The sequence below is a fragment of the Streptococcus mitis genome, from assembly GCF_946188695.1.
Classification (GTDB): Bacteria; Bacillota; Bacilli; order Lactobacillales; family Streptococcaceae; genus Streptococcus; species Streptococcus mitis_DF.
This window is the reverse complement of sequence record NZ_CAMHWI010000009.1, coordinates 20,192-40,119: the sequence shown is the minus strand read 5'-3', so window position 1 is coordinate 40,119 and position 19,928 is coordinate 20,192. Positions and strand designations below refer to the sequence as shown.

At 40.5% G+C, this 19,928-nt stretch carries 14 protein-coding genes; 13 read left to right on the top strand and 1 reads right to left on the bottom strand.

Features of this window, described 5'->3' with window-relative positions:
* Window positions 1–3 precede the first annotated feature (3 nt).
* From abc-f to N8L33_RS05190, 12 genes are all read left to right on the top strand, one after another.
* Window positions 4–1,905: a ribosomal protection-like ABC-F family protein gene (abc-f, locus tag N8L33_RS05245; RefSeq protein ID WP_261059039.1), complete on the top strand. Its 1,902-nt coding sequence runs from the start codon at window positions 4–6 to the stop codon at window positions 1,903–1,905.
* A 2-nt stretch (window positions 1,906–1,907) separates the two neighbouring features.
* A complete protein-coding gene (locus tag N8L33_RS05240; protein WP_261059102.1) occupies window positions 1,908–2,771 on the top strand; it encodes an Rgg family transcriptional regulator in 864 nt (287 codons plus the stop codon).
* Window positions 2,772–2,850: 79 nt separating this feature from the next.
* Complete coding sequence (locus N8L33_RS05235; RefSeq protein WP_261059038.1) at window positions 2,851–4,029, top strand: MFS transporter; 1,179 nt, start codon at window positions 2,851–2,853, stop codon at window positions 4,027–4,029.
* A 93-nt stretch (window positions 4,030–4,122) separates the two neighbouring features.
* Window positions 4,123–6,081, top strand: a complete 1,959-nt coding sequence (gene ligA / locus N8L33_RS05230; RefSeq protein WP_261059037.1) for an NAD-dependent DNA ligase LigA — start codon at window positions 4,123–4,125, stop codon at window positions 6,079–6,081.
* A 112-nt stretch (window positions 6,082–6,193) separates the two neighbouring features.
* Window positions 6,194–8,473, top strand: a complete 2,280-nt coding sequence (gene pulA / locus N8L33_RS05225) for a type I pullulanase (protein WP_261059036.1) — start codon at window positions 6,194–6,196, stop codon at window positions 8,471–8,473.
* A gap of 265 nt (window positions 8,474–8,738) precedes the next feature.
* Window positions 8,739–10,163: an NADP-dependent glyceraldehyde-3-phosphate dehydrogenase gene (locus N8L33_RS05220; protein ID WP_261059034.1), complete on the top strand. Its 1,425-nt coding sequence runs from the start codon at window positions 8,739–8,741 to the stop codon at window positions 10,161–10,163.
* Between the two features lie 274 nt (window positions 10,164–10,437).
* The gene (gene glgB / locus N8L33_RS05215) at window positions 10,438–12,366 is read left to right on the top strand and encodes a 1,4-alpha-glucan branching protein GlgB (RefSeq protein ID WP_261059033.1); all 1,929 of its coding nucleotides are present in this window, start codon (window positions 10,438–10,440) and stop codon (window positions 12,364–12,366) included.
* Window positions 12,356–13,498 (top strand): glucose-1-phosphate adenylyltransferase, encoded by a 1,143-nt coding sequence (locus N8L33_RS05210; RefSeq protein WP_261059032.1) that lies wholly within the window; start codon window positions 12,356–12,358, stop codon window positions 13,496–13,498. The genes glgB and N8L33_RS05210 overlap by 11 nt, the downstream gene beginning before the upstream one ends.
* Window positions 13,488–14,627, top strand: a complete 1,140-nt coding sequence (gene glgD, locus N8L33_RS05205) for a glucose-1-phosphate adenylyltransferase subunit GlgD (protein ID WP_261033630.1) — start codon at window positions 13,488–13,490, stop codon at window positions 14,625–14,627. The genes N8L33_RS05210 and glgD overlap by 11 nt, the downstream gene beginning before the upstream one ends.
* A complete protein-coding gene (gene glgA, locus N8L33_RS05200; RefSeq protein ID WP_261059031.1) occupies window positions 14,624–16,057 on the top strand; it encodes a glycogen synthase GlgA in 1,434 nt (477 codons plus the stop codon). Before glgD ends, glgA begins: the two co-directional genes overlap by 4 nt.
* A 58-nt stretch (window positions 16,058–16,115) precedes the next feature.
* Window positions 16,116–16,760 (top strand): phosphoserine phosphatase SerB, encoded by a 645-nt coding sequence (serB, locus tag N8L33_RS05195; protein ID WP_261059030.1) that lies wholly within the window; start codon window positions 16,116–16,118, stop codon window positions 16,758–16,760.
* A gap of 8 nt (window positions 16,761–16,768) precedes the next feature.
* Complete coding sequence (locus N8L33_RS05190; protein WP_261059029.1) at window positions 16,769–17,884, top strand: glycerate kinase; 1,116 nt, start codon at window positions 16,769–16,771, stop codon at window positions 17,882–17,884.
* Here N8L33_RS05190 and N8L33_RS05185 read toward each other — a convergent pair.
* Window positions 17,881–18,327 carry a DUF1694 domain-containing protein gene (locus N8L33_RS05185; protein ID WP_261059028.1) on the bottom strand — a complete coding sequence of 149 codons (447 nt, stop codon included), beginning with the start codon at window positions 18,325–18,327 and terminating at the stop codon, window positions 17,881–17,883. The genes N8L33_RS05190 and N8L33_RS05185 overlap by 4 nt on opposite strands.
* A 163-nt stretch (window positions 18,328–18,490) precedes the next feature.
* On the opposite strand from N8L33_RS05185, the gene eno reads away from it, so the two are divergent.
* A complete protein-coding gene (eno, locus tag N8L33_RS05180) occupies window positions 18,491–19,795 on the top strand; it encodes a surface-displayed alpha-enolase (protein ID WP_033677198.1) in 1,305 nt (434 codons plus the stop codon).
* Window positions 19,796–19,928: the final 133 nt, after the last annotated feature.

Genomic DNA, 19,928 nt, shown 5'->3' with positions numbered 1-19,928 from the left:
TGTATGATTATTTTACAAGCTAATAAAATTGAACGATCTTTTGCTGGAGAGGTTCTTTTTGATAATATCAACCTGCAGGTTGATGAACGAGACCGGATTGCTCTTGTTGGGAAAAATGGAGCAGGTAAGTCTACTCTTTTGAAGATTTTGGTTGGAGAAGAGGAGCCAACTAGTGGAGAAATCAATAAGAAAAAAGATATTTCTCTGTCTTACCTAGCCCAAGATAGCCGTTTTGAGTCTGAAAATACCATCTACGATGAGATGCTTTATGTCTTTGATGACCTGCGTCAAACTGAGAAACAACTTCGTCAGATGGAATTGGAGATGGGTGAAAAGTCTGGTGAGGATTTGGATAAACTGATGTCAGATTATGACCGCTTATCTGAGAATTTCCGCCAAGCAGGTGGCTTTACCTATGAAGCTGATATTAGAGCGATTTTGAATGGATTCAAATTTGACGAGTCTATGTGGCAGATGAAAATTGCCGAGCTTTCTGGTGGTCAAAATACTCGTCTGGCGCTGGCCAAAATGCTTCTTGAAAAGCCCAATCTCTTGGTCTTGGACGAGCCAACCAACCACTTGGATATTGAAACCATTGCCTGGCTAGAGAATTACTTGGTAAATTATAGCGGTGCCCTCATTATTGTTAGTCACGACCGTTATTTCTTGGATAAGGTTGCGACGATTACACTGGATTTGACCAAGCATTCCTTGGATCGTTATGTGGGTAATTACTCTCGTTTTGTTGAGCTGAAGGAACAAAAGCTAGCTACTGAGGCAAAAAACTATGAAAAGCAGCAGAAGGAGATCGCTGCTCTGGAAGACTTTGTCAATCGCAATCTGGTCCGAGCTTCAACGACCAAACGAGCCCAATCTCGCCGTAAACAACTGGAAAAAATGGAGCGTTTGGACAAGCCGGAAGCTGGCAAGAAATCAGCCAACATGACTTTCCAGTCTGAAAAAACGTCAGGTAATGTTGTCCTAACTGTCGAAAATGCGGCTGTTGGCTACGATGGGGAAATATTGTCAGAGCCTATCAACCTAGACCTTCGTAAGATGAATGCTGTCGCTATTGTTGGACCAAACGGCATTGGAAAGTCAACCTTTATCAAGTCTATTGTGGAGCAGATTCCTTTTATCAAGGGGGAAAAGCGCTTTGGCGCTAATGTTGAGGTGGGTTACTATGACCAAACCCAAAGTAAGCTAACACCAAGTAATACGGTGCTTGATGAACTTTGGAATGATTTTAAACTGACACCTGAAGTTGAAATCCGCAATCGTCTTGGCGCTTTCCTTTTCTCAGGAGATGATGTTAAAAAATCAGTTGGTATGCTGTCTGGAGGAGAGAAAGCTCGTTTGCTTTTGGCTAAATTGTCTATGGAAAACAACAACTTCTTGATTCTGGACGAGCCGACCAACCATCTGGATATTGATAGCAAGGAAGTGTTGGAAAATGCCTTGATTGATTTTGATGGGACCTTGCTCTTTGTCAGCCACGACCGTTACTTTATCAATCGTGTGGCAACTCATGTTTTAGAATTATCTGAAAATGGTTCGATTCTCTATCTTGGAGATTACGACTATTATGTCGATAAAAAGGCTGAAATGGAAGTCAGTCAGATAGAGGAAGATTCAACCAGCAATCAAGCAAAAGTAGCAAGTCCAGTCAATGATTATCAGGCACAGAAAGAAAGTCAAAAAGAAGTTCGCAAACTCATGCGACAAATCGAAAATCTAGAAGCTGAAATCGAAGAGTTAGAAAGTCAAAGTCAAGCCATTTCTGAACAAATGTTGGAAACCAACGATGCCGAAAAACTGATGGAATTGCAGACTGAACTGGACAAAATCAGCCACCGTCAGGAAGAAGCTATGCTTGAATGGGAAGAATTATCAGAGCAGGTGTAAAGATGGAACATCTTGGAAAAGTATTTCGTGAATTTCGGACAAGTGGAAATTATTCTTTAAAGGAGGCAGCAGGGGAGTCTTGCTCTACCTCTCAGTTATCTCGCTTTGAGCTTGGGGAGTCTGATCTAGCAGTCTCACGTTTCTTTGAGCTTTTGGATAACATTCATGTAACAATCGAAAATTTCATGGACAAGGCTAGGGATTTTCAAAATCATGAACATGTTGCTATGATGGCACAGATTATCCCGCTTTACTACTCAAATGATATTGCGGGTTTTCAAAAGCTTCAAGAAGAACAACTTGAAAAGGCTAAGAGTTCGACAAATCCTCTCTATTTTGAGCTGAACTGGATTTTGTTACAAGGTTTGATTTGTCAGAGAGATTCGAGTTATGAGATGAAGCAGGATGATTTGGATAAGGTAGCAGATTATCTCTTCAAAACGGAAGAATGGACCATGTATGAGTTGATTCTTTTCGGGAATCTCTATAGTTTCTACGATGTGGATTATGTCACTCGGATTGGTAGAGAAGTTATGGAGAGGGAGGAATTTTACCTAGAGATTGGTCGCCATAAGAGATTAGTGTTGATTTTGGCCCTCAATTGTTACCAGCATTGTTTAGAGCATTCTTCTTTTGACAATGCAAGCTATTTTGAGACTTATACAGAGAAGATTATTGGTAAAAACATTAGTCTGTATGAGCGTAATATTTTCCATTATCTAAAAGGCTTTGCCTTATACCAAAAAGGACAGTGTAAAGAAGGCTGTAAGCAGATGCAAGAGGCCATGCATATTTTTGATGTGCTAGGTCTTCCAGAGCAAGTAGCCTACTATCAGGAACACTACGAAAAATTTGTCAAAGATTAATTTTCCCAAATAAGGGAAAAAATAAAAAGCTCCTTTCGGTTTTGATACAATAGTTTCAAAATTTGAGAGGAGTTTTTATATGAATCGCTATGCCGTACAGTTGATTAGTCGTGGAGCTGTTAACAAGATAGGGAATATGCTCTATGATTATGGAAATAGTGTCTGGTTGGCGTCCATGGGGGCTATCGGCCAGACTGTTTTAGGAATGTATCAGATTTCTGAACTCGTCACATCCATTCTGATCAATCCCTTTGGCGGGGTTATTTCAGACCGTTTTTCTCGTCGTAAGATTTTAATGACGACAGACCTTGTTTGTGGGATTCTTTGTCTGGCTATTTCTTTCATAAGGAATGACAGCTGGATGATTGGGGCTTTGATTTTTGCCAATATTGTTCAGGCTATTGCTTTTGCCTTTTCTAGACCGGCAAATAAGGCCATTATCACAGAATTGGTAGAGAAGGATGAACTAGTCCTCTACAATTCTCGTTTGGAGTTGGTCTTGCAGGTTGTCAGTGTGAGTTCTCCTGTACTTTCTTTTCTGGTTTTACAATTTGCAAGTCTTCGCATTACCTTGGTATTAGATGCCCTTAGTTTTTTTCTCGCTTTTGGCTTGGTAGCCCTGCTTCCCAAAAAAGAAGAGAAGACTTTGGGGGAGAAGAAACTCACATTCAAAGTTATTTGTGCTGATATCAAGGAGGGAGTTCACTATATTGTGAAGCAAAGGGAAATCTTCTTTTTACTAGTCATGGCTTCAAGTGTCAATTTTTTCTTTGCAGCTTTTAATTACCTCCTTCCCTTTTCAAATCAGCTCTATGGAGTACAAGGTGCCTATGCCACTATTTTAACAATGGGTGCTATCGGATCTATTGTTGGGGCTTTGCTAGCTAGTAAGATTAAAGCCAGTATGGAAATGCTTCTGTTTTTGTTGGCTCTGACTGGACTTGGAGTGATGATAATGGGTTTCACCATCCCCTCCTATTTTGCTTTTTCAGGAAATTTCATTTGTGAACTATTTATGACGATGTTCAATATTCACTTTTTTACTCAAGTACAAACCAAGGTTGAAGGTGAATATCTTGGTAGAGTTCTCAGTTCGATTTATACCTTAGCTATACTATTTATGCCTATTGCAACAGGTTTAATGACCTTGCTTCCAAGTGTCCATCTTTATTCTTTCTTGATTATAGGACTTGGAGTTGTCATCTTATCCTTATTAGCTCTAGGCTATGTTCGAACTCATTTTAAAAAAGAGATATAAGTCTGCGTGGACTTCAAAAATAATTCCAATCTAAGTGTTTTTTTCCGCCCTTCTCGTTTGTGAGGAGGGCTTAGTTTATGGTAAAATGGTTTTATGAATAAAAGAATGAATGAGTTAGTAGCCTTGCTCAATCGCTATGCGACTGAGTACTACACCAGCGATAATCCGTCGGTTTCAGATAGTGAGTATGACCGCCTTTACCGTGAGTTGGTTGAGTTGGAGGCTGCCTATCCAGATCAAGTATTAGCAGACAGTCCGACCCATCGTGTTGGTGGTAAGGTTTTAGATGGTTTTGAAAAATACAGTCATCAGTATCCTCTTTATAGTTTGCAGGATGCTTTTTCACGTGAGGAGCTTGATGCTTTTGATGCGCGTGTTCGTAAGGAAGTGGCCCATCCAACCTATATTTGTGAGCTGAAAATTGATGGCTTATCTATCTCGCTGACTTATGAAAAGGGGATTTTAGTTGCTGGGTCAACGCGTGGAGATGGTTCTATTGGTGAAAATATCACAGAAAACCTCAAGCGTGTTAAGGACATTCCTTTGACCTTGCCAGAAGAGCTAGATATCACAGTTCGTGGGGAATGTTACATGCCACGCGCTTCTTTTGACCAGGTCAACCAAGCTCGCCAAGAAAATGGAGAGCCTGAATTTGCTAATCCTCGTAATGCGGCGGCAGGAACCCTGCGACAGCTGGATACAGCAGTAGTTGCCAAGCGTAACCTTGCGACATTCCTTTATCAAGAAGCCAGCCCTTCAACTCGTGATAGTCAAGAAAAGGTTTTGAAGCACCTAGAACAGCTCGGTTTTGTAGTCAATCCTAAGCGAATTTTGGCTGAAAGCATGGATGAGATTTGGGATTTTATCCAAGAAGTAGGACAAGAACGAGACAATCTGCCCTATGATATCGATGGGGTCGTGATTAAGGTCAATGACTTAGCAGATCAAGAAGAACTTGGCTTTACCGTTAAGGCTCCAAAGTGGGCAGTAGCCTACAAGTTTCCTGCAGAAGAAAAAGAAGCTCAGCTTCTGTCAGTTGACTGGACAGTAGGCCGTACGGGTGTTGTGACCCCAACTGCCAATCTGACACCAGTACAGCTAGCTGGAACAACTGTTAGCCGTGCGACCTTGCACAATGTAGATTATATTGCTGAAAAAGATATTCGCAAGGACGATACGGTTATCGTTTATAAGGCTGGTGACATCATCCCTGCAGTTTTACGTGTGGTAGAGTCCAAACGGATTTCTGAAGAGAAACTAGATATTCCTACAAACTGCCCAAGTTGTGACTCTGACTTGTTGCACTTTGAAGATGAAGTGGCTCTGCGTTGTATCAATCCGCGTTGTCCTGCTCAAATCATGGAAGGTTTGATTCACTTTGCTTCTCGAGACGCCATGAATATTACAGGTCTTGGTCCATCGGTAGTTGAAAAACTCTTTGATGCCAATCTGGTCAAGGATGTGGCGGATATTTACCGTTTGAAAGAGGAAGATTTCCTCCTTTTAGAGGGTGTTAAGGAAAAGTCAGCTGCTAAACTGTATCAGGCTATCCAAGCTTCAAAGGACAATTCTGCTGAGAAGCTCTTGTTTGGTTTGGGCATTCGTCATGTCGGAAGTAAGGCCAGTCAGCTCTTACTTCAACATTTTCACTCGATTGAAAATCTGGCTCAGGCAGATCCAGAGGAAGTGGCTAGTATTGAAAGTCTTGGTGGTGTGATTGCCAAGAGTCTTCAGACTTATTTTGCGACAGAGGGATCTGAAATTCTCCTAAGAGAATTGAAAGAAGCTGGAGTCAATCTGGGCTATAAAGGTCAGACTGTAGTAGCGGATGCAGCCTTGTCAGGTTTGACTGTGGTATTGACTGGAAAATTAGAACGTATCAAGCGCTCAGAAGCTAAAAGCAAACTCGAAAGTCTGGGTGCCAAGGTGACAGGCAGTGTTTCTAAAAAGACAGATCTTGTTGTTGCAGGAGCAGATGCTGGAAGTAAACTTCAAAAAGCACAAGAACTTGGTATCGAGGTTAGAGATGAAGCTTGGCTAGAAAGTTTATAATGATAGTTTAAAATCAGAGTTTAGATAGAATGACAATGTTTGTTAATCGGGACAAAATTAGTCAAAAAATTATTAGTAAAACAGGAACAAATAAAAAAAAGGAAAAATAAAAATGTATAACTACCCTATGCGCATTCATTACCATCGTAAGAATGGAGAATATGACACTTGCTCCTTTGTAAAAAGTCAGGACCAGCGAATTGATTTGCTAACCTACAAAGAAGATTATTTTGGTGCTTTATTTAGTTTCGAACACCCAAGCGCTCATCCCTTAGAAAGCTTGAATTTTGTGGTTCATACTGGCCAAACTAGTAAAGAGTATGCTATCCGTTTTAATCACTATCCTCTCTTAACAGAGGTCTGGATTTTAGAAGGGGATGATAGGATTTATTACTCTGAAAATCCTGCTATTGCTAGTCCTTTCTATAAAAATCAAAATCCTTTTGCCTTTGACAAGGCCATTAACAGTGCTAGTTTCGACCACCACTGGGGCTACCAAGGGGAATTGGGGTGCCGTGTAGAGGACAATCAGGCTCATTTTGCTCTTTGGGCTCCAACAGCGACAGAAGTACAGGTTGTCGTTTATGAATCAGCTACTAATGATGCACCTGTTTGGAAGACTTTTGAGATGGAGAGAGGCAATAGCTACTCTTATAATCATAAAGACAATACAATCGGTGTCTGGAGTTTGGATGTTGAGGAAGATTTGACTGGTAAGGCTTATCAGTATCAAGTCCAATTCCCTCATCACCAAACCTTGACACGCGATCCTTATACAATCGCGACCAGTCCTGATGGCAAACGTTCAGCTATTTTGAGTCATGAAGAAAAGCAAGTTGAAAACTTCGAGGTCAAGCATGGTTCTGAGGCTACTTGGCGTTTGACAAATCCATGTAAGGCAGTCATCTGTGAAATGCATATTCGTGATTTGACAAAATCACCGACCTCAGGTGTGGATGAACATCTTCGAGGAACTTTCTTGGGTGCTGCTCAGACTGGGACAGTTAACCAGTATGGCCAAGCAACTGCTTTTGATTACATCAAGAAGATAGGCTACAATTATGTTCAGTTGCAACCAATCGCAGATCGTCACAAAGAATACGATGAGGACGGGAATGTAACCTACAACTGGGGCTATGACCCACAAAACTACAACGCACCAGAGACGAGCCTTTCAACCAACCCAGATGATCCAGCTCAGGTTATTCGTGATTTGAAGACCATGGTTCAAGCTTACCACGATGCGGGTATTGGTGTTATTATGGATGTGGTTTATAACCATACTTTCTCAGTTGTTGATGCACCTTTCCAAACAACTGTCCCTGATTACTATTATCGTATGAATCCAGATGGTACCTTCCAGAATGGAACGGGTGTTGGAAATGAAACAGCCAGCGAACATGAAATGTTCCGCAAGTATATGATTGATTCTCTTCTATACTGGGTGCAGGAATACAATATTGACGGCTTCCGTTTTGACTTGATGGGGATTCATGATGTCAAGACCATGCAGATGATTCGTCAAAGTTTGGATGAAATCGACCCTAACATTATCCTCTATGGAGAAGGATGGGATATGGGGACAGGTCTTGCCCCTTATGATAAGGCTAAGAAAGACAATGCCTACGAAATGCCAAATATTGGTTTCTTTAATGACAATCAGCGAGATGCTGTTAAAGGTGGAGAAGTTTATGGTGCTATCAAATCAGGTTTTGTCAGTGGTGCTGCTACAGAGCCAATTCTAGCCAAAGCAATCCTAGGCAGTCGTGAACTAGGAACCTATACACATCCAAATCAAGTACTCAACTATGTGGAGGCCCATGACAATTACAATCTTCACGATTTGTTGGCAACCCTTCATCCAGACCAAAGTTCTGAGCAAATCATGCGTAAGGTTGAGACAGCCACAGCCATGAATCTGCTCATGCAGGGAATGGCCTTTATGGAAATCGGTCAAGAATTTGGTCGTACCAAACTAGTTGCGACTGGTGAAAATGGTGAGTTGACCCATGATGATAGAGAGCGTGCTATGAATAGCTATAATGCTCCAGACAGTGTCAACCAAGTAAACTGGGACTTGATTAATGAGCGTCAAGATAGTATTGAGTTTATACGTCAAATTATTCGATTGAAGACAGAAACCTGTGCCTTTTCTTACCCTACTTATGATGAAATTTACCATCATGTTTTTGTTCATTCAGCAAATGAACATAGTGGTTTGATTGTCTATGAGATTCAAGGGAAAGACCATTTACTGGTTGTATTTAATGCTAAAGGGCAAGACTTCCAGTTTGAAAATGCTGGAAATCTAGAACTATTAGTGACCAATAGCCATTTAAGTGATAAAGACATGGTTGGTGGTGTTAGTGCCAGCATCTTTAAAGTCTTGTAGAAAAAATCAAAAGTTTTCAATTATGTCGTATAATTTCTAGGATATCTTCTTGCTAAAAATTATAAAACTCAATGAAGAATAACATAGCATGAAAAAGGTTTAGTTCATCTAAGCCTTTTTTTCTTGTACTGACTTCTTAACAAAAGAGTTCAAATAGTTTGAAAAGTCAAGCTTGTGAAAATAATCTCAAAAATATTGTAAAAAGGGTTGTAATTTTCTGAAAATTTGGTAAAATATATCTAATCATTTTCAGGAGGACGAGAATTTGACAAGATATCAGAATTTAGTAAATGGAGAATGGAAATCATCTGAAAAAGAAATTACGATTTATTCACCAATCAATCAAGAAGAATTAGGGACAGTACCAGCTATGAGCCAAGCGGAAGTAGATGAGGCTATGCAAGCTGCGCGTGCAGCCTTGCCTGCATGGCGTGCTTTGTCAGCAGTTGAACGTGCGGCTTATTTGCATAAAACAGCAGCTATTTTAGAACGCGATAAAGAAAAAATTGGTACTATCCTTGCCAAAGAAGTAGCAAAAGGGATTAAAGCAGCCATTGGAGAAGTAGTGCGTACCGCAGACTTGATTCGTTATGCTGCTGAAGAAGGTCTCCGTATCACTGGACAAGCAATGGAAGGTGGCGGTTTTGAGGCAGCAAGCAAAAACAAACTGGCTGTTGTCCGCCGCGAGCCAGTTGGTGTTGTACTAGCTATTGCTCCCTTTAATTATCCAGTTAATTTATCTGCTTCTAAAATAGCACCTGCCTTGATTGCAGGGAACGTTGTCATGTTTAAGCCACCAACACAAGGTTCTATTTCTGGTCTCCTGTTGGCTAAAGCCTTTGAAGAAGCAGGGATTCCAGCAGGTGTTTTCAATACTATTACGGGACGTGGTTCAGAAATTGGGGATTATATCATTGAGCACAAAGAAGTCAACTTCATCAACTTTACAGGTTCAACTCCAATCGGAGAACGTATTGGTCGTTTAGCTGGTATGCGTTCTATCATGTTGGAACTTGGCGGAAAAGATGCGGCTCTTGTACTAGAAGATGCAGATTTGGAACACGCTGCCAAGCAAATCGTTGCAGGAGCCTTTAGCTATTCAGGTCAACGTTGCACGGCCATTAAACGTGTCATTGTTCTCGAAAGTGTAGCAGATCAATTAGCTACTTTGCTTCAGGAAGAAGTTTCTAAATTAACAGTTGGTGATCCATTTGACAATGCTGATATTACACCTGTTATTGACAATGTTTCAGCCGACTTCATTTGGGGCTTGATTGAGGATGCACAAGAAAAAGGTGCTCAGGCTCTTACACCAATCAAACGTGAAGGCAATCTTCTCTGGCCAGTGCTTTTTGACCAAGTTACCAAAGATATGAAAGTAGCATGGGAAGAGCCATTTGGTCCTGTTTTACCAATTATCCGTGTGGCTAGCGTAGAAGAAGCTATTACCTTTGCCAACGAATCTGAATTCGGACTTCAATCATCAGTCTTTACAAATGATTTCAAAAAGGCCTTTGAAATCGCTGAAAAACTTGAAGTGGGAACAGTCCATATTAATAATAAAACCCAGCGTGGTCCAGATAATTTCCCATTCCTTGGTGTCAAAGGTTCTGGTGCTGGTGTTCAAGGAATTAAATATAGCATTGAAGCGATGACAAATGTCAAATCCATTGTTTTTGATGTGAAATAAAATGTAAAATCAGGAAATTGTTTTCCTGGTTTTATTTTTCACATAAAAACAACACTTTTATTAGTAAAATAACGAACTTTATGATAGTATTGTAAAAAAAACAATTAGTTTTCATAATATGTTTGAAAATTTCTTGATTTACAAGTGAACACATCAGTGAATTTGTTGAAGACTTTCAAAAGAATTTTTAGCAAATTCCGTAATTTACTTGAATCTTCCCTAAAAAGGTAGTATAATAAATCTATAGAAAACGCTTACAGAAATAGGAGGGTGTATGGATAAGAAAAAAGCTTTAGAAACCTTTATGACAGGTGAAAATTTTAACCTCCAGCACTATCTGGGAGCACATAGGGAAGAAAAAGATGGAGAATCTGGATATACTTTTCGTGTGTGGGCACCCAATGCTCAGGCCGTTCATTTGGTAGGGGATTTCACCAATTGGGTTGAAAATCAAATTCCGATGGAACGGAATGAATTTGGGGTCTGGGAAGTCTTTACCAGCCTTGCTCATGAAGGCCAAATTTACAAGTATCATATCACACGTGCAAATGGTCATCAGCTGATGAAGATTGACCCTTTGGCTGTACGGTATGAGGCACGACCTGGGACTGGTGCTATTTTAACAGATATTCCAGAAAAGAAATGGAAGGATGGTCTCTGGCTAGCCCGTAGAAAACGCTTGAGTTTTGAAGAGCGTCCCGTCAATATTTACGAGGTTCATGCTGGATCGTGGAAGAGGAATCCAGATGGTAGTCCCTATAGTTTTGCTCAATTGAAGGATGAGCTGATTCCTTACTTGGTTGAGATGAACTATACTCACATTGAGTTTATGCCCCTGATGTCTCACCCACTAGGTTTGAGTTGGGGTTATCAGCTTATGGGTTACTTTGCTTTAGAGCATGCCTATGGTCGCCCTGAAGAGTTTCAAGATTTTGTTGAGGAATGTCACTTAAATAATATCGGGGTTATTGTGGACTGGGTACCTGGTCATTTCACTATTAATGATGATGCTTTGGCTTATTATGACGGGACACCGACTTTTGAGTACCAAGACCATAATAAGGCTCATAACTACGGTTGGGGAGCGCTCAATTTTGACCTTGGGAAAAACGAAGTCCAATCCTTCTTGATTTCTAGCATTAAGTTTTGGATTGACTTTTACCATTTGGACGGTATTCGTGTAGATGCAGTTAGCAACATGCTCTATCTTGATTATGATGATGCACCATGGACGCCTAATAAAGATGGCGGAAATCTCAACTACGAGGGCTATTATTTCCTTCAACGCTTGAATGATGTGATTAAACAAACTCATCCAGACGTTATGATGATAGCTGAGGAAAGTTCATCAGCTACTCAGATTACTGACACCAAGGATTCAGATGGTCTTGGCTTTGACTACAAATGGAATATGGGCTGGATGAATGATATCCTCCGTTTCTATGAAGAAGATCCGATTTATCGTAAGTATGACTTTAACCTAGTGACTTTCAGCTTTATGTATGTCTTCAAGGAGAATTATCTCTTACCATTCTCGCACGATGAGGTGGTTCATGGTAAGAAGAGTATGATGCATAAGATGTGGGGAGACCGTTACAATCAATTCGCAGGCTTACGCAATCTCTACACTTACCAAATTTGTCACCCTGGTAAGAAATTGCTCTTCATGGGTAGCGAATACGGTCAATTTCTAGAATGGAAATCTGAAGAGCAGTTGGAATGGTCTAATCTAGAAGACCCTATGAATGCTAAGATGAAGTATTTCACTTCTCAGCTAAACCAGTTTTACAAAGATCATCGCTGTCTGTGGGAAGTCGATACCAGCTATGATGGTATTGAAATCATTGATGCGGATAATCGAGACCAGAGTGTTCTTTCCTTCATCCGTAAGGGTAAGAAGGGCGACATGCTAGTCTGCGTCTTTAATATGGCACCTGTTGAACGAAAAGATTTTACAATCGGATTGCCTGTCGCAGGGATTTATGAAGAGGTCTGGAATACTGAGTTAGAAGAGTGGGGAGGCGTTTGGAAAGAACATAATCAAACTGTTCAAACGCAAGAAGGACTATGGAAAGATTATGAGCAGACCTTGACCTTTACCCTACCGGCTATGGGAGCAAGTGTTTGGAAAATCAAACGCCGCTTGAAATCTGCAAAAACCGTCACAAATAAAAACCAAAAAGGAGTAGAAAATGAAGAATGAAATGTTAGCTTTGATTCTTGCTGGTGGGCAAGGAACTCGTCTTGGAAAACTCACTCAAAACCTTGCAAAACCAGCTGTGCAATTTGGTGGGCGCTACCGTATCATTGACTTTGCTCTTTCAAACTGTGCCAACTCAGGGATTCACAATGTTGGAGTCATTACACAGTACCAACCTCTTGCTCTCAATAACCATATTGGGAATGGTTCAAGTTGGGGGTTAGACGGTATCAATTCTGGTGTCTCTATTCTTCAACCTTATTCTGCAAGTGAAGGAAATCGTTGGTTCGAAGGGACTAGTCACGCTATTTACCAAAATATCGACTATATCGACAGTGTCAATCCTGAGTATGTCTTGATTCTATCTGGAGACCACATCTACAAAATGGACTATGATGACATGCTTCAGTCTCACAAGGATAATAATGCTAGCTTGACAGTAGCAGTTCTTGATGTTCCTTTTAAAGAAGCTAGCCGTTTTGGTATCATGAATACAGATGCGAATAGTCGTATTGTAGAATTTGAAGAGAAACCAGCTCAACCTAAATCTACAAAGGCTTCTATGGGGATTTACATCTTTGATTGGCAACGTCTCCGTAATATGCTTGTTGCTGCTGAAAAGAGCAATGTCGATATGTCAGACTTCGGTAAGAATGTCATTCCAAATTACCTTGAGTCAGGTGAAAGTGTCTATGCCTATGAATTTAATGGCTACTGGAAAGACGTTGGTACGATTGAGTCGCTTTGGGAAGCCAACATGGAGTACATTTCTCCAGAAAATGCCTTGGATAGCCGTAACCGTCAATGGAAGATTTACTCTCGAAACTTAATTTCACCACCAAACTTCCTTGGTGCAAATGCTCACGTGGAAGATTCCTTAGTTGTCGATGGCTGTTTCGTAGATGGAACTGTCAAACATTCTATCCTTTCAACAGGTGCACAAGTTCGCGAAGGAGCAGAAGTTGTTGATTCAGTTATCATGAGTGGAGCAATTGTTGGTCAGGGAGCTAAAATCAAACGTGCCATTATTGGTGAAGGTGCAGTTATTTCTGATGGTGTCGAAATTGATGGAACAGAAGAAGTACAAGTTGTAGGATATGATGAAGTAGTGGGGGTAGCAACAGATGAAGATTGATAAATATTCTGCCATTTTAGGAAACACAGTTGGTTTTCATGATATGTCAACACTGACAGACCACCGTCCAGTAGCTAGTTTGCCATTTGGTGGTAAATATCGCTTGATTGACTTCCCGCTTTCAAGTCTTGCTAATGCAGGTGTTCGTAGTATCTTTGGTATTTTCCAACAAGACAATATCAGTTCTGTCTTTGACCATATCCGTTCAGGACGTGAGTGGGGCTTGTCAACTCTTCTAAGTCACTATTATCTAGGTATTTACAATACCCGTGTGGAAAGTAGTACAGTTGGAAAAGAATACTACCAACAGCTTCTTACTTATTTGAAACGTTCTGGTTCAAACCAAACAGTTTCACTCAACTGTGATGTTCTGATTAACATCGATTTGAACCAAGTTTTCCACCTACACAGTACAACAAAAGGGCCTATCACTGTAGTTTATAAAAAACTAGCTAAGAAAGACATTTCAGAAGTAAATGCAATCTTGGAAGTGGATGAAACAGACCATGTTCGTTCTCATAAACTCTTTGATAGCAAGTTACCAGATCAAATCTATAACATGTCCACAGATATCTTTGTCGTTGATACACCTTGGTTGATTGAACGTTTGGAAGAAGAAGCTAAAAAAGAACATCCAGAGAAATTGCGCTATGTTTTACGAGATTTGGCTGCAAAAGAAGGGGCTTTTGCTTACGAATACACAGGTTATCTGGCAAATATTCATTCTGTAGAGTCTTATTACCAAGCTAACAAAGATATGCTTGAATCGCAAAAATTCTACTCTCTCTTCTCACCAAATCAAAAGATTTATACAAAGGTCAAAAACGAAGAGCCAACTTACTATGCTAATACATCTAAGGTAAGTACTTCTCAGTTTGCCTCTGGTAGTATCATTGAAGGTCAAGTGGCTAATTCCGTTCTATCACGTAATATTCATGTCCATAAGGATAGCCTGGTTAAAGATAGTCTGCTCTTCCCTCGTGTTGTTATTGGAGAAGGAGCTCAGGTAGAATATGCTATCTTAGACAAGGGTGTTGAAGTTGAGCCTGGTGTTGTGATTCGAGGAACGGCAGAACATCCAGTTGTCGTTAAGAAAGGTAGCAAAGTAACAGAGGATATTCATTCATGAAAATTTTATTTGTAGCAGCAGAGGGTGCACCCTTTTCAAAAACAGGTGGTTTGGGAGACGTTATTGGCGCTCTTCCAAAATCACTGGTAAAAGCTGGGCACGAAGTTGCAGTGATTTTACCCTACTATGACATGGTAGAGGCTAAATTTGGAAATCAAATTGAAGATGTGCTTCATTTTGAGGTGGGTGTTGGTTGGCGCAGACAGTATTGTGGAATTAAGAAAACAGTATTAAATGGTGTAACCTTCTACTTTATTGACAATCAATATTATTTCTTCCGTGGTCATGTTTACGGTGATTTTGATGACGGAGAACGCTTTGCTTTCTTCCAACTTGCTGCCATTGAGGCCATGGAAAGGATTGACTTTATTCCTGACCTTCTCCATGTTCATGATTACCATACAGCTATGATTCCTTTCTTGTTGAAGGAAAAATACCGTTGGATTCAAGCCTATCAAGGAATAAAAACTGTTTTAACCATTCATAATTTGGAATTCCAAGGACAATTCTCAGAAGGAATGTTATGGGATTTGTTTGGAGTTGGCTTTGAACGTTACGCTGATGGCACCCTTCGATGGAACAACTGTCTGAACTGGATGAAGGCAGGTATTCTCTATGCAGATCGTGTTTCAACCGTTTCACCTAGCTATGCTCATGAAATTATGACCAGTCAGTTCGGATGTAACTTGGATCAAATTCTTCGAATGGAGTCTGGCAAGGTGTCTGGTATCGTGAATGGGATTGATGCTGATCTTTATAATCCTCAGACGGATGCTCTTTTAGACTATCATTTCAATCAGGAAGATTTGTCTGGAAAAACCAAAAATAAGGCAAACTTGCAAGAAAGAGTTGGCTTGCCAGTTAGAGCTGACGTTCCACTGGTGGGAATTGTTTCTCGTTTGACACGTCAAAAAGGTTTTGATGTGGTGGTCGAAAGTCTTCACCATATCTTGCAAAATGATGTTCAGATTGTTCTTTTGGGAACTGGCGATCCAGCATTTGAAGGAGCTTTCTCATGGTTTGCTCAGATTTACCCAGACAAGCTATCAGCAAATATCACTTTTGATGTCAAACTAGCTCAAGAAATCTACGCTGCTTGTGACCTCTTCCTTATGCCGAGTCGTTTCGAACCGTGTGGCTTGTCTCAAATGATGGCTATGCGTTACGGAACCTTGCCATTGGTCCATGAAGTTGGAGGCTTGCGAGATACAGTTCGCGCTTTCAATCCAATCGAAGGAAGCGGTACTGGCTTTAGCTTTGACAATTTATCTCCTTATTGGTTAAATTGGACTTTCCAAACAGCTTTGGACTTGTATAGAAACCATCCTGATGTTTGGAGAAATCTACAAAAACAAGCTATGGAGTGTGATTTCTCATGGGATACAGCTTGCAAGTCATATCTAGACTTGTACCATAGTTTAGTTAATTAATAGATAAAATCGTATGATGATTTCATACGATTTTTGGGCTGTTTAGAGAGGAGAATTTATGTCTCAAGTAAAAGGCTTGTGTGTTATGGATGTTGATGGAACCTTAATCCTAGAAGAGGTGATTGATTTGTTGGGAAGAGAGGCAGGTCGTGAGGAGGAAATTTCGCAGATTACAAGTCGGACAATGCGAGGAGAGTTAGACTTTGAAAGCAGTTTAAGAAAAAGAGTGTCCTTGTTGGCAGGTCTTCCTGTTTCGGTCTTTGAGAAAGTCTTCAACTCTATTCATCTATCGCCAAATGCCCAGGAATTCGTTTCTATTCTCCAAAAGAATGCCATACTAGTTGGTCTGGTGTCCGGTGGTTTTACTCCAATAGTTGAGAGATTAGCTAAATCCCTTGGCATTGCCTATTTCTCTGCCAACCAACTTGAAGTCAAAGACGGTCTGTTAACAGGAAAATTAGTTGGACAAATTATCAGTCCCCAGGTCAAAAAAGAGACTCTGGAACAATGGAGAAAGGAACTAAAACTTCCTAAAGAAAGAACGATTGCAATCGGTGATGGGGCCAATGACTTATTAATGTTAAAGTCAGCAGGACTGGGAATTGCTTTTTGTGCCAAAGAGGTGCTGAAACAAGAAATACCACATCATGTTGACAAGAGGGATTTTTTAGAAGTTCTTCCTTTGATTAACTTTTTAGAATGAGGGAAAATATGAAGATTGTAATTGCGCCAGATTCGTTTAAAGAAAGCTTAAGCGCACAGAAAGTTGCTGAAGCTATTAAAAGAGGGTTTCAAGAATCGCTAGCAGATATCGACTGTCTCCTCTGTCCTGTTGGTGATGGGGGAGAAGGCACTGTAGATGCTATCCGACATTCTCTTAACCTAGAAGAAAAATGTCTCCAAGTGACAGGGCCTTTTGGTCAAGAAGAAGCCATGCGCTATTTTCAAAAAGAACAACTAGCCCTATTCGAAGTTGCAGATTTGGTTGGCCTTGGAAAAATTCCGCTGGAGAAACGAGATCCACTGACAATCCAAACTTGTGGTATTGGAGAGTTGATTCGTCATCTCATTGCTAAAGGGATTACAGAAATCTATATCGGCGTTGGTGGTACGGCTAGTAATGATGGAGGACTGGGAATTGCTGCTGGTTTAGGTTATCAATTTTATGATAGGGATGGAAATTCCTTGCCCGCTTGCGGTCAGTCCTTATTAAACTTAGCTTCTGTTTCAACTGAAAATCGCTATGAAATTCCTGAAGGTGTTCAAATTCATATTTTAGCAGATGTCGTGAGTCCCTTATGTGGTCATCAAGGTGCGACTTATACTTTTGGCAAACAAAAAGGTTTAGATCCTACTATGTTTGCAGTCGTAGATCAGGCAATACAAGATTTTTATGAAAAATTCTCACATGTAACATTGGAAATTAAAGGAGCAGGAGCTGGTGGAGGCATTGCTGGCGGTTTGTGTGCCTTTGCTCAAGCAAGTATCGCATCTGGAATTGACACCTGCCTAGACTTGATTGACTTTGATAAGAAAGTTTCTGATGCTGACTTGGTTGTTGTTGGAGAAGGAAGGCTAGATCGTCAAAGTTTAGCAGGGAAAGCGCCTATAGGCGTAGCAAAAAGAACCCCTGTTGGAGTTCCTGTTATTGCTATTTGCGGTAGTCTCGCTGAAGATTTACCTTCCCTACCATTTGAAAATATCCAAGCTGCCTTTTCTATTTTGGAGAAAAGTGAACCACTAGAAGATAGTTTGAAAAATGCCAGCCTCTATTTGGAGCACACGGCCGCCAATATTGGACAATTATTAAATATGCCTAAGATTTAGCCAAACCATTTTTTCCATAAGGATGTTTTGGATGGTTCTTCCTTTTTACCTTCCCAAAGTTTTGCAAAAGCAAGTCGAAGGTTCTTTTCTTCTATTTGAACGGGTGCATTGGTGTGGATAATCAGGCCAAAAGGAGAAGAAGTATGCTCTTCAGATACAATGGTAGCTTGACTATCAGTTTCTTTTGCTTCTTTTAAGTAGAAAACTTGTTTGTCAAATTCGATAGTTGGTGAAATCTTCACAAATAGTGGCTCTGCTTTTTCCTGAAGATTTTCTAAAATAGATAAAAAACCTTTTTCTAACTGAGGGCTATTTGCTGTGTCAATATCTGCATATCCAAGAACTCTTTCCTCAAAGGTACCAAGATAGCGTCTTTGCTCATCCGGATTTAATTTTGCTCCACCATGAGCTTTTTCAAGTAATTGTTTTGATAAATCTGTCATGAAAACAGTATATCATAAAAGTTAGAATAAAACAGACAAAAGAAAGCGATTACTTTATAAAGTTAAGGAAAATTTGCACAAAGATAACGTTTTTTCTTGAAAAAGGAGGGGTTTTAAGGTATTATAGAGGTGTAAAAAATTTAACTCATAAGGAGAGTAAAAAATGTCAATTATTACTGATGTTTACGCTCGCGAAGTCCTAGACTCACGCGGTAACCCAACACTTGAAGTAGAAGTTTATACTGAATCAGGTGCTTTCGGACGTGGTATGGTTCCATCAGGAGCTTCTACTGGTGAACACGAAGCAGTTGAACTTCGCGACGGTGACAAATCTCGTTACGGTGGTCTTGGTACACAAAAAGCTGTTGACAACGTAAACAACATCATTGCTGAAGCTATCATCGGCTACGATGTACGTGACCAACAAGCTATCGACCGTGCTATGATCGCTCTTGACGGTACTCCTAACAAAGGTAAATTGGGTGCAAACGCAATCCTTGGTGTGTCTATCGCTGTAGCTCGTGCTGCTGCTGACTACCTTGAAGTCCCACTTTACAGCTACCTTGGTGGATTCAACACTAAAGTTCTTCCAACTCCAATGATGAACATCATCAACGGTGGTTCTCACTCTGACGCTCCAATCGCTTTCCAAGAATTCATGATCGTACCTGCTGGTGCGCCATCATTCAAAGAAGCTCTTCGTTGGGGTGCTGAAATCTTCCATGCTCTTAAGAAAATCCTTAAATCTCGTGGTTTGGAAACAGCCGTAGGTGACGAAGGTGGATTTGCTCCTCGTTTTGAAGGAACTGAAGACGGAGTTGAAACTATCCTTGCTGCTATCGAAGCTGCTGGATATGTTCCTGGTAAAGACGTATTTATCGGATTTGACTGTGCTTCATCAGAATTCTACGATAAAGAACGTAAAGTTTACGACTACACTAAATTCGAAGGTGAAGGAGCAGCTGTACGTACTGCTGCAGAACAAATCGACTACCTTGAAGAATTGGTAAACAAATACCCAATCATCACTATCGAAGATGGTATGGATGAAAATGACTGGGACGGTTGGAAAGCTCTTACTGAACGTCTTGGTGGTAAAGTTCAATTGGTTGGTGACGACTTCTTCGTAACAAACACTTCTTACCTTGAAAAAGGTATTGCAGAAGGTGCTGCTAACTCAATCCTTATCAAAGTTAACCAAATCGGTACTCTTACTGAAACATTCGACGCTATCGAAATGGCGAAAGAAGCTGGTTACACTGCCGTTGTATCACACCGTTCAGGTGAAACTGAAGATTCAACAATCGCTGACATCGCAGTTGCAACTAACGCAGGACAAATCAAGACTGGTTCACTTTCACGTACAGACCGTATCGCTAAATACAACCAATTGCTTCGCATCGAAGACCAACTTGGTGAAGTAGCTGAATACCGTGGATTGAAATCATTCTACAACTTGAAAAAATAATCTAATTTCTAGATTAGAGGGCGTCAAGCCTTTAAACTAAGCACTTTGGGGCGCTTTCCCTTAGTGCTTTTTCTAATTTTACTACCCTTTTAGTTACCCTTAACTGATTTTAGGTATAGTAAGAGGGTAGTCA

Coding starts and splice junctions, on each gene's coding strand:
- abc-f (WP_261059039.1), top strand. CDS start 4: ATGATTATTTTACAAGCTAATAAAATTGAACGATCTTTTGCTGGAGAG.
- N8L33_RS05240 (WP_261059102.1), top strand. CDS start 1,908: ATGGAACATCTTGGAAAAGTATTTCGTGAATTTCGGACAAGTGGAAAT.
- N8L33_RS05235 (WP_261059038.1), top strand. CDS start 2,851: ATGAATCGCTATGCCGTACAGTTGATTAGTCGTGGAGCTGTTAACAAG.
- ligA (WP_261059037.1), top strand. CDS start 4,123: ATGAATAAAAGAATGAATGAGTTAGTAGCCTTGCTCAATCGCTATGCG.
- pulA (WP_261059036.1), top strand. CDS start 6,194: ATGTATAACTACCCTATGCGCATTCATTACCATCGTAAGAATGGAGAA.
- glgB (WP_261059033.1), top strand. CDS start 10,438: ATGGATAAGAAAAAAGCTTTAGAAACCTTTATGACAGGTGAAAATTTT.
- N8L33_RS05210 (WP_261059032.1), top strand. CDS start 12,356: ATGAAGAATGAAATGTTAGCTTTGATTCTTGCTGGTGGGCAAGGAACT.
- glgD (WP_261033630.1), top strand. CDS start 13,488: ATGAAGATTGATAAATATTCTGCCATTTTAGGAAACACAGTTGGTTTT.
- glgA (WP_261059031.1), top strand. CDS start 14,624: ATGAAAATTTTATTTGTAGCAGCAGAGGGTGCACCCTTTTCAAAAACA.
- serB (WP_261059030.1), top strand. CDS start 16,116: ATGTCTCAAGTAAAAGGCTTGTGTGTTATGGATGTTGATGGAACCTTA.
- N8L33_RS05190 (WP_261059029.1), top strand. CDS start 16,769: ATGAAGATTGTAATTGCGCCAGATTCGTTTAAAGAAAGCTTAAGCGCA.
- N8L33_RS05185 (WP_261059028.1), bottom strand. CDS start 18,327: ATGACAGATTTATCAAAACAATTACTTGAAAAAGCTCATGGTGGAGCA.
- eno (WP_033677198.1), top strand. CDS start 18,491: ATGTCAATTATTACTGATGTTTACGCTCGCGAAGTCCTAGACTCACGC.